The organism is Enterococcus sp. 4E1_DIV0656 (genome assembly GCF_002140695.1).
Lineage (GTDB): Bacteria > Bacillota > Bacilli > Lactobacillales > Enterococcaceae > Enterococcus_D > Enterococcus_D entomosocium.
Genome location: NZ_NGLF01000001.1, coordinates 2,333,549 through 2,347,085, shown reverse-complemented (window position 1 = coordinate 2,347,085; position 13,537 = coordinate 2,333,549). Strand labels below are relative to the sequence as shown.

Genomic DNA, 13,537 nt, shown 5'->3' with positions numbered 1-13,537 from the left:
GTATAAGAGACAGTACTAGTATCCACTTTATTCCTGGCTGGTTGCTCTAGTGAAGATGTGGAAAGTGATACTGTCGAATCGTCACAACAAACAACTGAAACAACAATGGAAAGCTCTGAAGAATCTGAGGATGTCGCTGCTTCTGAAGAAGAAGAGATTGAAACTAATGAGAGCTCAGAAGAAGAAATTAACCGCCAAGCGAATGAGCAAGCTTCTGATGAATTGGAAGCACAACTTGAAAAATTATCTGATACGTACGCTGATCTGATCGCAGAAGTTGAAGGGTATATTGCTAAACCTGAAACTTATGATTTGTCCGCTTACACTTCTGTTATGCGTAGCTACACTGATTTGATGAGAGAATTTCAAACAACCACTGAGACAATTGAAGCGGCTGATTTAGGTGACGGCTGGGCTTACTACGATATCTATATGGATATTTTAGAAGAATCTGTGAAACTAACTGAAGCCTTCGCCAATCTACCAGAAATGCAGCAATAACTAAAGGAGCTCTCCTATGAAAAAAGTACTAATTAAGCTAGTACGGATTTTATGTGTGATCACAATAATCCTTAACATACTAGGCACCTCTGCTTTATTTTATCTTGCCCATACTCAAAATTTACTGGGATTTATGTTTCAAACATGGCAAAATAATCCGTTTAATTTTAGTAATTACGATGTGCTGATAATCAATAATGCGATTATATTTTTAGTGGTTCCAATTTTGATTTTAATTTTTGTGAAAAATCCAAAAAAAGAATGACTGCTACTTTCTAAAAGACATAAAAGCAAAATCGAATGAAAATCGATTTTGCTTTTTCCTTTATCTTTTACTTAAACTATTTAAATTTATCTAAAAGACAACAACCAAATCATGTAAGCGATTGCTAAAAGAGAAAAATGTGCTATACTATAAGTGTAAGGAGCAAGGATTCCCAGTAAAGCAGACGAAGCAGGTTCTGCAAGAAAAGAATTGTTGTCAACTTAGAATAAAAGACAAAGGATGTGGGAATTTGAGTTACTCCTTACTAATTGAATAGGATTCGGCGATGGGCATCATTACCTGAGGATCAAAGTGGACATAAGAACCTTTGAAAACCCAGAAAGCACAATCGTCGAATCTATTTTTTTGCTCTTTTTTCAGGCATCGTCTCCCCGCCTTCTGTCGAAACATGCTATAATTAACCGCATTGAACGAAAAAACGATATGGAGTTATTCATAAAATGAACTATTATTATCACTTCCTCGTAAACCCTGCTTCAGGTAGTGGACGAGGAAAAAAAGCGGCGGAACGTGTGCAAAGAATCGTAAAAAAACATCGTTTCCCCCATCAAATCTATCTAACCAAATCACCCGGTGACGAACGGAACATTACCAGAAAACTCTTAAAAGAACGCCTTTTGCCTTGGGATGATGTCTATTTAGAAAATGGCGAGATGCTTTATCCATTATTGGTGGTTATCGGCGGTGATGGAACGCTGCACCAAGTAGTATCAGAGTTACAACTGGAACAACAACAAATTCCCGTTGCTTACATCCCCGCTGGCTCGGGAAACGATTTTGCGCGAAGTATCGATCTGCCACGAGAGCCGGAAAAAGCGTTTTGGAAAATTGCCGGTACTACTAAGCCCCAAGAATTGGCCATTATCCGCTATGAAGAGCAGATCCAAGAGGAAAACGGCATCGCTCTTAATAATGTGGGTATTGGTCTTGATGCGGCAATCGTCTATACCACCAATCACTCTGTGGCAAAAAGCAGTCTTAATAAGTTCAACCTCGGCTCCTTTTCCTATATCGCTGCAATTATCCGCGTTTTGTTTCTTCAAAGAGGTTTTCCGATCTTAGTCGAGTGTAATGGGCAACAATTCAGTTATAAAAAAGCTTTTTTGTGCACCACGACCAATCATCCTTACTTTGGCGGCGGTGTTGCAATCGCCCCAACCGCTTCAGTCAGAGAGAAAAAGTTTGATTTCGTACTCGTTGAGCGTGTGTCGATTTTCAAGATTTTCTGGCTGATCGGTTTACTGATGCGTAAGAAACACATGAATTCACGCTACTTTCATCATCTCTCCACGTCGAAGCTGAGAATTATCTCTACCGTGCCCCAACATGGACAAGAAGATGGCGAAGAAATGGGCCAACGTCCCTTTGATATTACCTTTACTACTGCCAATCAATTATTTTGGTGCCCATAAAGAAAACGATACAAATCAGCAACGATTTGTATCGTTTTTTTCTGTGTACCTGTTAGTTTTTCGCTGAGTTGTACTGCCAACGAGGACTTCCTTCTTTTCCCAAAACAAATTGGATCATTGAAAATACTGCTGCAAATGCAACCAAGACAAAGCCATTGAACCAAAACGATTCAGTAAACCCTTGATTGTACGTGAGGGACTCGCTAATCAAGGTATTGTTTTGAACAAACCAATACGTTGGTGTAAACGCCGCGATTTTATTGACGATATCTGGCAGGAAATTAGCTGATACAAAGACACCACCGATAAAACAGCTGCCGGTTATAAAGATATTGCTGATCCCGCCGATTGCTTCTGAATTTTTCACCAGGGAAGTGACACACGCCGAGAAGCTGATGACTGGTAATAAAAACAAGAACGTGTTCAAAATGTGGTACCAAGCTGCTGTATCCCAAGACGTGCGGATCACTAATAACACCATCAGTAATAAAAAGCCGAAAGTTAAGAGCAGCGAATAACTGATCAAGCTTAACAGGATTTTCCGCTGTAAGACACGTTTAGCAAGAGGGGCGCTCTGGTTTCGCTTGCTGATTGCTTTGCGATTAAAGGCCATATTGATCACGCCAAACCCGCTAAATATTGATAGAAAGAGACCATATGACAATAAGTTAAAGGTCATGCCTGTTAACATTTTTTTCATTCGTTGACTATATTCTGTACTGAGTTCAACTTGCCCAGTGACGGCTAGCGCTGTTTGTGCTTGTTCTATCGCCTCACTAACTGTTTTACCTTCTTCTTTAAAAAGCAAAAGCGTCTGTAAGTACGTGTTCACTTGCTGGGTGACAATGGTTTTAGAGAAAGCATCTGGCCGGCTTTGAATCTCGATTGCTGGCATCTGGCCGGCCTCCACCTGTTCCGTGAAATCTACTGGTAAATGCAAGACGATGTTTATGCGATTAAAATAAAGGGCATCATCAATTTCTTTTTGTGAGGTACCCTCCAAAGTGACCAAGGTCTGCTTCTCCTTCAAGTAGTCCCGAAGACCGTCAACGACTGGCGACTCCTCTTCACTGATCAAAGCAATGTTGGCTTCTTGTAAAGAGGTGTTTTCGACGTCGATGCTTTGTGCATAAAAGAATGTAACTCCCACAGTGATCAGTACTCCAATTAGTAAGTTCGACTTATTGGCCTTCAGTAAAGTCCAAATCGTTTTATAAAGCGTCATAGCGCACCCCTCTTTCGATCCAAGTATTTCCAATTGCGAAAAGGACGATAAAGCCAGTCAACCATAAAAGATTGGTATAAAAGCTAGCCAGATCTGTATAGTAGTATAATTGATAGAGACTTTCACTGATCAAATTGACGAGATTTATTTGCCCCAGTATCGGCACATGTAGATCAAGCCAATACTTGATTTGTTCCGAGCCCATCATCCCGGCAAAAAAGCTCATCGCCATCGTCACGGAAATCAAAATGCCATCCTTTTGCACCAGATTCATTTTTGGCGTCAGATTTCCAATCAATGTTCCTAACAAAATCGCACACAATGATCCCAACGCGGCAACCAGTAGTAGCCACTGCCATCGTTCACCAAAGTCTACTTGATAGACAAAACGAAAAACCGCTAAAATAATGTAGACTTCTATTAACACAATCGTAAAACTCGCCGCTAAATTCGCACTTGAAACCAATGTGCGTTTTCTTGGTATCAAGGAAAGCCGAATCCCATTCGCGGATTGATTGGCTTGCTGATCCTGAACATTGCGAACACCCCACATCGTCCCATAGAGGATCGCCATCCCAATCAAAGTAAAGAAATAAAAACTTTTAACACTCATGTCACGATCAGCATTCACTTCTTGAAAAGTCGCTTCCTGTTCAAACGCGGCCATAATTGGTGCAAGATCAAGCGTTTCAAGTTCTGCTGCTTTACTAGAAATAATCGCTGTACGTTGTAAAAATTGATCCATTACATTTTTCATCAACGTCTGACTCATGCCCGCTTGCCCCACATGGAGTGAAATCGTTTCGTCAGCTATCAGATAAAACCCAGCTAAATCACCCGCATTCAGCTCTTCAACTGCCTCTGCTTCTGATAGTTCCTTAAGGTCAAATAATGGTTTTTCATTGATTTCCACTTGTTCAAGGACCGCGGAAAAATTTTCCGAAAGCGCTGATTGATCCCCTTTTTTTACGATTCCCGTCGTGATTGTCTCTAAATTTCCTGCTTGATCGATCTCCCCAAAGGCCGCCATAAACATTAGGCCTAAGAGAATGGGAAACGCCAACGTCCAAAACAGCATGGATTTATTTCGCAACAGCACTTTTGTGCGATATTTGTAAAAATGCCAAAACATGTTTTCCCCTCCTTTAGTCTCTCAATTCCTTGCCCGTGATCTCTAAAAAGACATCATTTAAGGTCGCTTCTTTGGTTGCAATTTTTCCGTAACTGATTTTCTCTGCTTGTAAGAGCGTCAAAATGGGGAGCAAGACCGTATTGAGTTCCGTCGTTGTTACTTGGAGCTGTCCCTCTTTATAAACGATCCCGTCAGCAGTAATGGTGGTTTGAATTGTAGCCAATACATGGTCTGGCAGTAAGGGGATGTCGATGGTCAAACGATCTGCCGTGCGTACCATGTCTTTCAGAGATTCCTTGGTCCCTTTGGCAATCACCTGTCCCTGATCCATAATCACGATCTGGTCACAAAGAATTTCCACTTCTTCCATGTAATGGGTCGTATAAACGATCGTTGCTCCTTGGCGATTCAGCTCTTTGATGCTTTCCAAAATTTTATTACGACTTTGGGGATCGACGGCGACTGTTGGTTCATCTAAAAAAATCAAGCGTGGCTTATGAGCAATCCCACAGGCAATATTCAACCGTCGTTTCAAGCCACCACTCAGCTCACCTGGATGGAAAGTCACGAAATTTTCCAATCCCACTAATTGTATGACTTCTTCGATCAATGCTTGCCGTTTCTCTTTGTCAGCAACATATAAACCACAAAAATAATCGATATTTTCTTGTACACTTAGTTCTTCAAAGACGGCAACATCTTGAGGAACGACGCCGATCATTGCTTTAACGGCATAGTTTTCAGGGGTCATGGTTGATCCAAACAGTTTAATGGTGCCTTTGTCATAATTTAGCAAAGAGAGCATACAATTGATAGCAGTCGATTTCCCACTACCGTTTGGTCCCAATAATCCTAAAACTTCCCCTTCTTGTACTTGCAGATCAAAATGATTCAATGCCACAAAATCACCATAGCGTTTAACTAATTTATCAATTTCAATAATCATGATGAAAAACTCCTTCCAAATTTCTTGTTAATCTGACTATAATAAAGTTTAAGAAAAGAAACTAGTGACGATTGACCAAATCAACTATGACATTTGTCACAATGAAGGAGTCTGCCATGTCCAAATCTCGACTACTCAGCGAAGCTGGCTTTCTACTCGCAATCTCGTTGCTTCTATTGGTAAATCAAGGATTTGTTGCCGTACAAGTCATTTTTTTGCTGATCGCTATTTTCTTCACTGGTGTCAGTTATTTATTGCCTAAGAAAGCAAGCTGGTTTTTTCAAGTTATTCTATTGCTTCTATGTACTTTTTGGTCAGAGCTTGCCCTCTTTCTGCCTGCAATGATGCGGGTGATCGCTCCTGAAGAAAGAAAAGATGACATTCTATCTTTATTAGGATTTTTATTGATCGCAACAGTTGGCAATCAATCCCCCTCCAAGATCGCCTTTGTCATCCTTTTGTTGCTTTTTGCTTTTTACTTACGTAAAAAAGAACAGCGAATGTCTGCTCTTGAGAAAAAGTACATCGCTTCAAAAGATACTCATTGGGAAAAACAGCAGCAATTATCGCAGCAAAACAAAGTACTAGCCTTATCACAAGAAACAAAATTGGCCTTACAAATTGCCGAAGAACGAAATCGAATCGCGCGAGATATCCATGACAATGTTGGCCATCTGCTGTCGAGTGCCATTTTGCAGATTGGCGCACTTGAAATGATCAATCAAGAACCAAAACTAAATGAGCCCTTAGCAAATTTGAGTGCTACGGTTCACACTGGGATGGATCGTATCCGCCAAAGCGTTCATGATCTCCATGAGACATCGATTACTTTCCAACAGTCCTTAGAGTTTCTGATTGCTGATTTTCCATCTTCAGTCACGATTGAAGGAACCTTATTTGAAGGATTGAACGAAGCCCAGCAAAATTGTTTCTTAATGGTGATCAAAGAAGCCTTGACCAACAGCATCAAACACAGTCATGCCAAAACCGTTGTCTTGCATTTTCGGACACTGCCTGCTTTTTTCCGCTTGCAAATCACCAATGATGGCGTCCGCGGATCTCAAATTGCTAAAACTGGAATCGGTCTGAAAACGATGCGTCAACGGGTCCAAGAACAACAAGGACAAGTTCATATCTTACAAGAAAACCAACGCTTTCAGTTGACGATCATTTTACCAAAGGAGGAACACCAATGATTACTGTAGTTATTATTGACGATGATCCGTTTGTGACGACCTCGTTGCAAACCATTTTAGAAAGCACAGAAGAAATTCGTGTATTAGGCATCGGTCATTGTGCCAAAGACGCCATTGACCTCTATGAAACTCATCGTCCTGACGTTTTGCTGACGGACATCCGCATGCCGGAACAAACTGGGATCGATGCTGCCAAAGAAATACTGGCTAAATTTCCCCACGCGATCCTTTTGCTATTGACTACCTTCAAAGATGAAGAATACATTCGAGAAGCCTTTTCCATCGGTGTGAAAGGTTATTTGATCAAACAGAATTTACAGGCAATCATCCCTTCTGTCAAAGCCTCTTATAATGGCCAAGTTGTCTTTGGGAATGAAATCGTTGAGACCTTCACGCAGCTAATGAAGAACGAACCATCAATTGACAATCAAGCTTCCTTTAGCGAACGTGAATTTGCGATCATCAAAGAAGTAGCAGCGGGTAAAAACAATAAAGAAATCGCCGATGCCTTGTATTTGAGTGATGGAACCGTTCGTAATTACATCAGCCAATTACTAGAAAAGCTGGGGTTACGGGATCGCACGCAATTAGCAATCTATTTTTATCAGCATTTACAGTGAGTCTCATTAGACACAAAAAACCTGAAGAAATGCGCCTTTGCATTCTTCAGGTTTCTTTCTATTCGATTATTCAACAGTTGGTTTCTTCTTGGTAGAAAATCATGGATTTCCAGGACTGCCAGGATTCGTTGGGTTATTTGGTGTGTTAGGCGGGAAAATCGGCGCCTTATCTAACGTTTTTTCTAATCCTGATTCTTCCCGTTCGCCTCGTTCTGCATCAGGGCTTTCATCTAATTTAAATTCTTTTTCCATCTCATCCAATTTTTTAAAGTCGTTGCCAGATTCTTTTGCGAGTTTTGCTAATTTGTCTTCGGTTTCTTTCGCCATAATGTAACGCCTCCTTTTGATTTCAGCTTAGCATAAGAAGCTGAAAAACCAAAAGAAAGCGCTCACTAACAACCCATTTTTAGCATTTTCTCATCGTTATAATCCCTCGTTTTTTACGGGCATAAAGTCGTACGGAGAACAGTCCTTCATCCCAATCATTGGATCTACTAAATGCTTTTTGACCATCGTTAAGGTCAGCACACCATCGTTTTGCGTTTCTTCGATGAGTGCTTCTTCCCCCGTAGTCCCTTCACTTAGGACCTTATCCCCTGACAGAGGCTTGGCCGTTTCTGTCTGATTTGATGCCGACGGCTCAGGCTCGGCAAAAGCAAACAAGTCCAACCCACTATCTGGTGACTTTTCTGTCGCTTGCTGGTTAGCAGCAGCTTCAGTGCTGGGATTTTCCTTTGGCTTCGAAGCTACCATTTTTGCCTTCGTGTTCTCAGAGGAATCATTATAAAACGGATCATCGGCTTCCTCAAACTGAGCCAATTTCGCCCGTTGCAGCGGCGTCATTTCTTCCGTGCCATTGATACGTTCTTTTAATGTCGTTAAGCGAGTGGCAGATTCGTGACTGACACAGGTTTGGTAGGCTTGCGGTTCACCAAGTAAAATCAGCATCTCTTTGCTGCGAGTCACAGCGGTATATAGCAAATTGCGCTGCAGCATACGCTGGTATTGATGAACCATCGGCAAAATAACCATTTGAAATTCACTACCTTGGGATTTATGGATCGAACAACAGTAGGATAATGTGATCTTGTTCCATTCATTACGCTTATAGGTCACTTCATTGGCATCAAATTGAATGACCAGTTCGTCAACCTTGTCTTCCGACTGTTTGGCTAGAGTGATCCCAACGATTTGGCCCATATCGCCATTAAACACGTTATCTTCAGGAGAGTTTACCAACTGCAAGACCTTATCGCCGATACGATACACCGTATCATTGAAGGTGACCTCTTTTTTGGTTCCATCGTTGGGGTTAAAAATCTCTTGCATCATTTTATTCAGAGCATCGATCCCAGCTGCCCCACGATACATCGGCGCCAACACTTGAATATCTTGCGGCGTATAACCTTTGTCTTTCGCCCGTTTCACGATCTGAGCGATCAACGGTTCGATCTTGTACGCATCACACGCAAAGAAAGAACGATCTTTTTGGTTTTGTGTAAAATCAGCAGGCAGCTGCCCGTTTTTGATGGCGTGGGCCAGTGGAATAATACTTGATCCATCTCCTTGACGATAGATTTCCGTCAATTCTTGTTTCGGAATCGCATCGATCGCTAGCAAATCATGAAGGACTTGTCCTGGTCCCACAGAAGGAAGCTGATCTTTATCCCCCACAAAAATCACTTGCATGTTTGTAGGGATCGACTTAAAGAGCGTATTCGCCAACCACGTATCGACCATTGACATCTCATCGACGATCAGTAAACCGCCTTCTAACTCTTTGGGACTAATCGATGGTGCTTTTTCACGGCCATTCAATCCTAACAAACGATGGATCGTACCACTTGGCAAACCAGTCGTTTCGTTCATCCGTTTGGCGGCTCGACCAGTCGGTGCTGCCAAGAGAATCGGAAAGGTTTCGTCGCTGTATTTTGATGGTTCTAAGTCCAAATCGTTCAACTCAGCAAATAATTGTACGATCCCATTGATCACTGTTGTTTTCCCAGTACCTGGGCCACCTGTCAAAATAAACAATGGCGATCGGATTGCTTCTTTGATCGCTTCTTCTTGCGAGGAACCATAGGTGATGCCTAAGTGCTTTTCTATTTTACGTAACGTTTTACTGATTTTTTTCTCAGGATAGACGATTTCTTTTTTGCGGGAAAGCAAGCGTTCGATGGAACTGGCAATTCCCCATTCAGAAAAGTACAAACTATTTTCATATAAACGGGTTTCTTCTTGTTGGATCTTTCCTTCTTCCACTAGATGAATGATCGTTGATGCCAAATCGTCAGGCGCAATCTCAATGGGGCGGCTCGTTTCTAATAGGCGCAGTGTCTGCTCTAACAAATCTTGGGCGTGGATAAAGGTATTGCCCGTCTGCAAGGACTGGGCGAAGATTTGATGCAAGACCGCCGCTCGAAACCGTTGCGGTGACGAAGCTTCGATACCCAGCTGTTCAGCGATGCCATCTGCGCGTTTAAAGCCAATGCCTTCAATGTCTTCCACCAGCTGATATGGATTCTCCTCAATAATGGATAGCGCCTCATTTTTGTAGGCTTGATAGATAGCAAAAGATAGCTGGCTACCAAAGCCATAGCGACTCAAGCCAACGATTACTTGATCCATCCCATGGTTTTGCCGAACGGTATCTAAAATCATTTTTTGCTTACTTTCATTTAACCCTGGAATCTGCTCCAACAATGCCGGTTCTTCCAGCATCCGGTCGATCGCTTCTTCTCCTAAAAGATCAACGATTTTTTCAGCGGTCTTCTTGCCGATCCCAGGAAATTTTTCTCCAGAAAGGTAGGCGATCAACCCTTGTTCAGAGGTCGGTTGTTCTTGTTGGTAGCTTTCGGCCTTCAACTGGACGCCATACTTGGGATGATTGACCAGCTCACCAAAAAACCGATACTTTTCCTCTTCTTGGATTTCGCCGAAACTACCAGTAACGACGATCTCCGAGTCTTTGTAGTCGGCATTATTCTCAGTGACTTTAACTAATAGTACTTTATAAAAATTGCTGGGATTCTGGAAAAAGATGGCGGCAACATGGCCGACAAAAAACGTTCTTTCTGGAATCATGGTGCCGCTCCTTTCATGGTTTACAATAAAGCGTCTAATCCTGCCTGATTGCTTAAAAAGCTTGCTTCATTCCAAACTTTTAGTTCAAAAGGCAATACTTTTTGTTCATTCGTCTCTAATAAGCTAACGCTGTTATTGACTAATCCACCTTGCTCTCTTAATTCGGCTAATGGTTTGCCTGCAAGCCACTGGATAGCAGCCGTAAAGGATGCCCCATGACCGACGAACAATAATGGGCCTTCATGCTGCATCACCGCATCCATGACGACGGTCTCGATCCGGCTCAATGTTTCTTGGATCGGCTCTCCCTTAAAGGCACTGGGATCGTAGCGATCAAGATGATTACGCAGATCAGTCAATTGTTGAGGATACTTCTCATGCATTTCATCGATAGAACGTCCTTCTAATTCACCAAGTCCGATCTCACGCAGGTTCTCATTATAAATAATTTCAACAGGGTGATGGAGCCTTGTTTGGATCTCTTGGGCAGTTACTTTTGCTCGTAAAGACGTGCTTGAATAAATCTTCTCAAAAGGAATAGCAGCCAGATGATCACCGAGCAGTTTGATCTCTTCATGACTTTCCGGCAATAACGGTGAATCCCCTAGCATCCCTTGAAAGCGGCGCGCTTGGTTCCACTCTGTTTTTCCGTGACGGGTAAAGTATAATTGCATCGAACAAGCCTCGTTTCTTAATCTAGTTTGTCGTTCTCATAATGGTGTGTCAATTCCAGATGTGGGAAGCCTTGCTGCCGCAAAACTTCATAAATGATCAAAGCAGCCGTATTTGATAGATTTAGGGAACGAACATGCTCATCATTCATCGGAATGCGTAGGCATTTTTCGGCATGCTCACGCATAAAGCTTTCCGGAAGCCCCGTCGTTTCTTTCCCAAAAATAAAGAACTGATCATCATCTGCGGTGTAATCGACGTCAGAATACACGCGATTGGCAAATTTCGAGATCAGGTACAACGGACGCTCTCCTAAAAAGTCCATAAAAGTAGCCAAATCTTTGTGATAGGTGATATTGACATCATGCCAATAATCAAGTCCTGCCCGCTTCAATTGCTTGTCATCCGTTGAAAAGCCTAGTGGCTCTATTAAGTGTAAATGAGTATTTGTTGCTGCACAAGTACGTGCAATGTTCCCCGTATTGGCCGGGATCTGAGGTTCAAAAAGAACGATGTGATTCATAGATAAAAACTCCTTTCGATCGGATATTGCCGATCGGTTCTCGCATTGATTTGTGTTTTTACACCTTACGTTTTCCATTTCATTCTCAATAGCTTCTTCAATAACTTCTATAGTACCATATTTTGGCACACTTGTTTTTCTAGAAACAACATTTTTTGTGTGCTTTTTTGGGCATAAAAAAAACGTACCAACTCGGTGTCGATCACTGCGAGTCGTTACGTTAGTGAAGCTCTTTTCACTAACTTTTATCAGAACAGGAACCTGATAAAAACCAATGAAAAATGACTTGAGAACAATATATCACTCCCATGGCATGATTGCAAGAGTAAATAACAAAAAAGTTCAAAATATTTTCAGGAAATTTTCGCAATCAACACCTCAACATCAACAGTTATCTGTGCCAAAGGGGTTTGACGCAGCTTTTCTTTCCTTTCCTCCGAAGCCCCCCACTCTAACGGCGACATGGCAAGTAAATCTTGCCGATATTCTTCAGGAATCGCAAAAACATGCGTTACTCTTTGACGGGATGCGGTGGGATAGTGTTCAAAAAATTTGCTAACGACCCGTTCATTCGAATACTGCTGTTTTGTTTCGTCATCAGGATAAAAAGCGGCTCGTAGTTCTTTTAAATAATCCGCTGCTGGGACGACTTTGATCAACTGGCCACCCTTTTTTAGAATGCGGTTGAACTCCCCGTAATTTGACGGTGAAAACAGATTGAAAATCGTATCAAAGCTCGCTTCAGCAAACGGTAACTTAGTCAGATCCGCCACACACCAAAAAGCGGGTACGTTTTGATTGGTAGCTAGATAGACCCCGTCTTTGGCTATATCAAAACCGACAGCCGCTTGGGTCTTTTCATTGACCATCTGTGCAAGGAAACTGCCTTCACCGCAACCGACATCTAAAAGATACTCAGCATCCCCCAAAGCTGCTTTGATGGTCTCAAGGACTGGTGCATACATGCCGCTAGCGATCATACGTTGACGCGGCAAAAACAGTGCTTGATCATAATCTGCTTTAACTTGATGATCCAAAAAGAAAAGTGTGCCTTTCTTTGATAAGTCAAATCGATGACGATTTGGACAAACTAAGCCATTTTCGGTCGGGAAAAATGCTTGGCGGCACAACGGACATTCAAATAAGTGATAATGGGCGTTTAAAAAAAGGCGCCCGCGATCGATTTTTTTTAACATTCAACTTCCCTCATCTCTGCTCTACTTTAGCATATTCTTGTGGTAGAATGCTAGTGGATAGAATAACAAATCAATTGAACACCCATCTATTGGAGGTAAATCATGTTAAAAGAATTTTGTGCAGAAAATTATACCAATATTCCCTTAGCAATCGCCCGAGGTGCCCAACGCATCGAACTCTGTGATAATTTAGCAGTCGGCGGAACAACACCAAGTACCGGCGTGCAAGAAGAAGTCCTGCAATATGCTGGCGAAAAAGGAATACCCGTTATGACGATCATTCGACCTCGAGGCGGTGATTTTGTTTACAATGATACAGAATTGAAAATCATGCATACCGACTTGATCGAAGCAAAAAAATTAGGAACAGACGGCGTTGTTCTAGGTTGCTTAACACCTAGCGGTTGGTTGGACGAAGAAGCATTGGAGCTATTGTTAGAAACTGCAGAAGGCTTGCAGGTTACTTTTCACATGGCATTCGACGCGATTCCTGCAGCGCGTCAATTCAAGGCGATCGATTGGTTAGCTGAGCATGGCGTACAGCGGATTTTGACCCATGGTGGTACTGCAGGCACCCCTATCGAAGCAAATTTCGATCGTCTGAAAGAATTGATCGCCTATGCTGGTGAGCGTTTAACGATCTTACCTGGCGGTGGCATTTCCTATGAAAATGCCCAACAAGTTGCTGATATACTAGGTGTAAAAGAAGTTCATGGAACCAGAATCGTTGACCTTAACGATTGA

At 42.1% G+C, this 13,537-nt stretch carries 14 protein-coding genes; 6 read left to right on the top strand and 8 right to left on the bottom strand.

The features are described 5' to 3' along the window. Window positions 1–57 precede the first annotated feature (57 nt). From A5882_RS11020 to A5882_RS11010, 3 genes are all read left to right on the top strand, one after another. Window positions 58–501 carry a hypothetical protein gene (locus A5882_RS11020; protein ID WP_254908481.1) on the top strand — a complete coding sequence of 148 codons (444 nt, stop codon included), beginning with the start codon at window positions 58–60 and terminating at the stop codon, window positions 499–501. A 16-nt stretch (window positions 502–517) separates the two neighbouring features. Continuing rightward, window positions 518–766 carry a hypothetical protein gene (locus A5882_RS11015; RefSeq protein WP_005236692.1) on the top strand — a complete coding sequence of 83 codons (249 nt, stop codon included), beginning with the start codon at window positions 518–520 and terminating at the stop codon, window positions 764–766. 461 nt (window positions 767–1,227) lie between these two features. Beyond that, window positions 1,228–2,199: a diacylglycerol kinase family protein gene (locus A5882_RS11010; protein WP_008379780.1), complete on the top strand. Its 972-nt coding sequence runs from the start codon at window positions 1,228–1,230 to the stop codon at window positions 2,197–2,199. A 52-nt stretch (window positions 2,200–2,251) separates the two neighbouring features. On the opposite strand, the gene A5882_RS11005 is transcribed toward A5882_RS11010, so the two are convergent. The 3 genes from A5882_RS11005 to A5882_RS10995 are packed head-to-tail and all read right to left on the bottom strand — an operon-like array spanning window position 2,252 to window position 5,502. Next, window positions 2,252–3,424 (bottom strand): ABC transporter permease, encoded by a 1,173-nt coding sequence (locus A5882_RS11005; protein WP_086372737.1) that lies wholly within the window; start codon window positions 3,422–3,424, stop codon window positions 2,252–2,254. Next, window positions 3,411–4,556, bottom strand: coding sequence for an ABC transporter permease (locus A5882_RS11000; RefSeq protein ID WP_086372736.1), 1,146 nt, complete (start codon window positions 4,554–4,556; stop codon window positions 3,411–3,413). Before A5882_RS11000 ends, A5882_RS11005 begins: the two co-directional genes overlap by 14 nt. A gap of 13 nt (window positions 4,557–4,569) precedes the next feature. Next, window positions 4,570–5,502 carry an ABC transporter ATP-binding protein gene (locus tag A5882_RS10995; protein WP_005236700.1) on the bottom strand — a complete coding sequence of 311 codons (933 nt, stop codon included), beginning with the start codon at window positions 5,500–5,502 and terminating at the stop codon, window positions 4,570–4,572. Window positions 5,503–5,618: 116 nt separating this feature from the next. Between A5882_RS10995 and A5882_RS10990 the strand changes: the two genes are divergently transcribed. Both A5882_RS10990 and A5882_RS10985 read left to right on the top strand, forming a co-directional pair. Continuing rightward, window positions 5,619–6,698 carry a sensor histidine kinase gene (locus A5882_RS10990; RefSeq protein WP_086372735.1) on the top strand — a complete coding sequence of 360 codons (1,080 nt, stop codon included), beginning with the start codon at window positions 5,619–5,621 and terminating at the stop codon, window positions 6,696–6,698. Beyond that, window positions 6,695–7,318 carry a response regulator gene (locus A5882_RS10985; protein ID WP_008379771.1) on the top strand — a complete coding sequence of 208 codons (624 nt, stop codon included), beginning with the start codon at window positions 6,695–6,697 and terminating at the stop codon, window positions 7,316–7,318. Before A5882_RS10990 ends, A5882_RS10985 begins: the two co-directional genes overlap by 4 nt. A 99-nt stretch (window positions 7,319–7,417) precedes the next feature. Here the strand turns inward: A5882_RS10985 and A5882_RS10980 are convergent, their stop codons facing one another. The 5 genes from A5882_RS10980 to A5882_RS10960 form a co-directional block, all read right to left on the bottom strand. Beyond that, window positions 7,418–7,645, bottom strand: a complete 228-nt coding sequence (locus tag A5882_RS10980; RefSeq protein WP_005236708.1) for a hypothetical protein — start codon at window positions 7,643–7,645, stop codon at window positions 7,418–7,420. A gap of 96 nt (window positions 7,646–7,741) precedes the next feature. After that, window positions 7,742–10,402 carry an ATP-dependent RecD-like DNA helicase gene (locus A5882_RS10975; RefSeq protein WP_086372734.1) on the bottom strand — a complete coding sequence of 887 codons (2,661 nt, stop codon included), beginning with the start codon at window positions 10,400–10,402 and terminating at the stop codon, window positions 7,742–7,744. Between the two features lie 20 nt (window positions 10,403–10,422). After that, a complete protein-coding gene (locus A5882_RS10970; protein ID WP_016621323.1) occupies window positions 10,423–11,076 on the bottom strand; it encodes a histidine phosphatase family protein in 654 nt (217 codons plus the stop codon). Between the two features lie 17 nt (window positions 11,077–11,093). Further along, the gene (gene trmL, locus A5882_RS10965) at window positions 11,094–11,597 is read right to left on the bottom strand and encodes a tRNA (uridine(34)/cytosine(34)/5-carboxymethylaminomethyluridine(34)-2'-O)-methyltransferase TrmL (RefSeq protein WP_086299581.1); all 504 of its coding nucleotides are present in this window, start codon (window positions 11,595–11,597) and stop codon (window positions 11,094–11,096) included. Between the two features lie 353 nt (window positions 11,598–11,950). Beyond that, on the bottom strand, window positions 11,951–12,793 hold the full coding sequence (locus A5882_RS10960; RefSeq protein ID WP_086299582.1) for a methyltransferase domain-containing protein: 843 nt from the start codon (window positions 12,791–12,793) through the stop codon (window positions 11,951–11,953). Window positions 12,794–12,895: 102 nt separating this feature from the next. Between A5882_RS10960 and A5882_RS10955 the strand changes: the two genes are divergently transcribed. Next, window positions 12,896–13,537: a copper homeostasis protein CutC gene (locus A5882_RS10955; RefSeq protein WP_016613255.1), complete on the top strand. Its 642-nt coding sequence runs from the start codon at window positions 12,896–12,898 to the stop codon at window positions 13,535–13,537.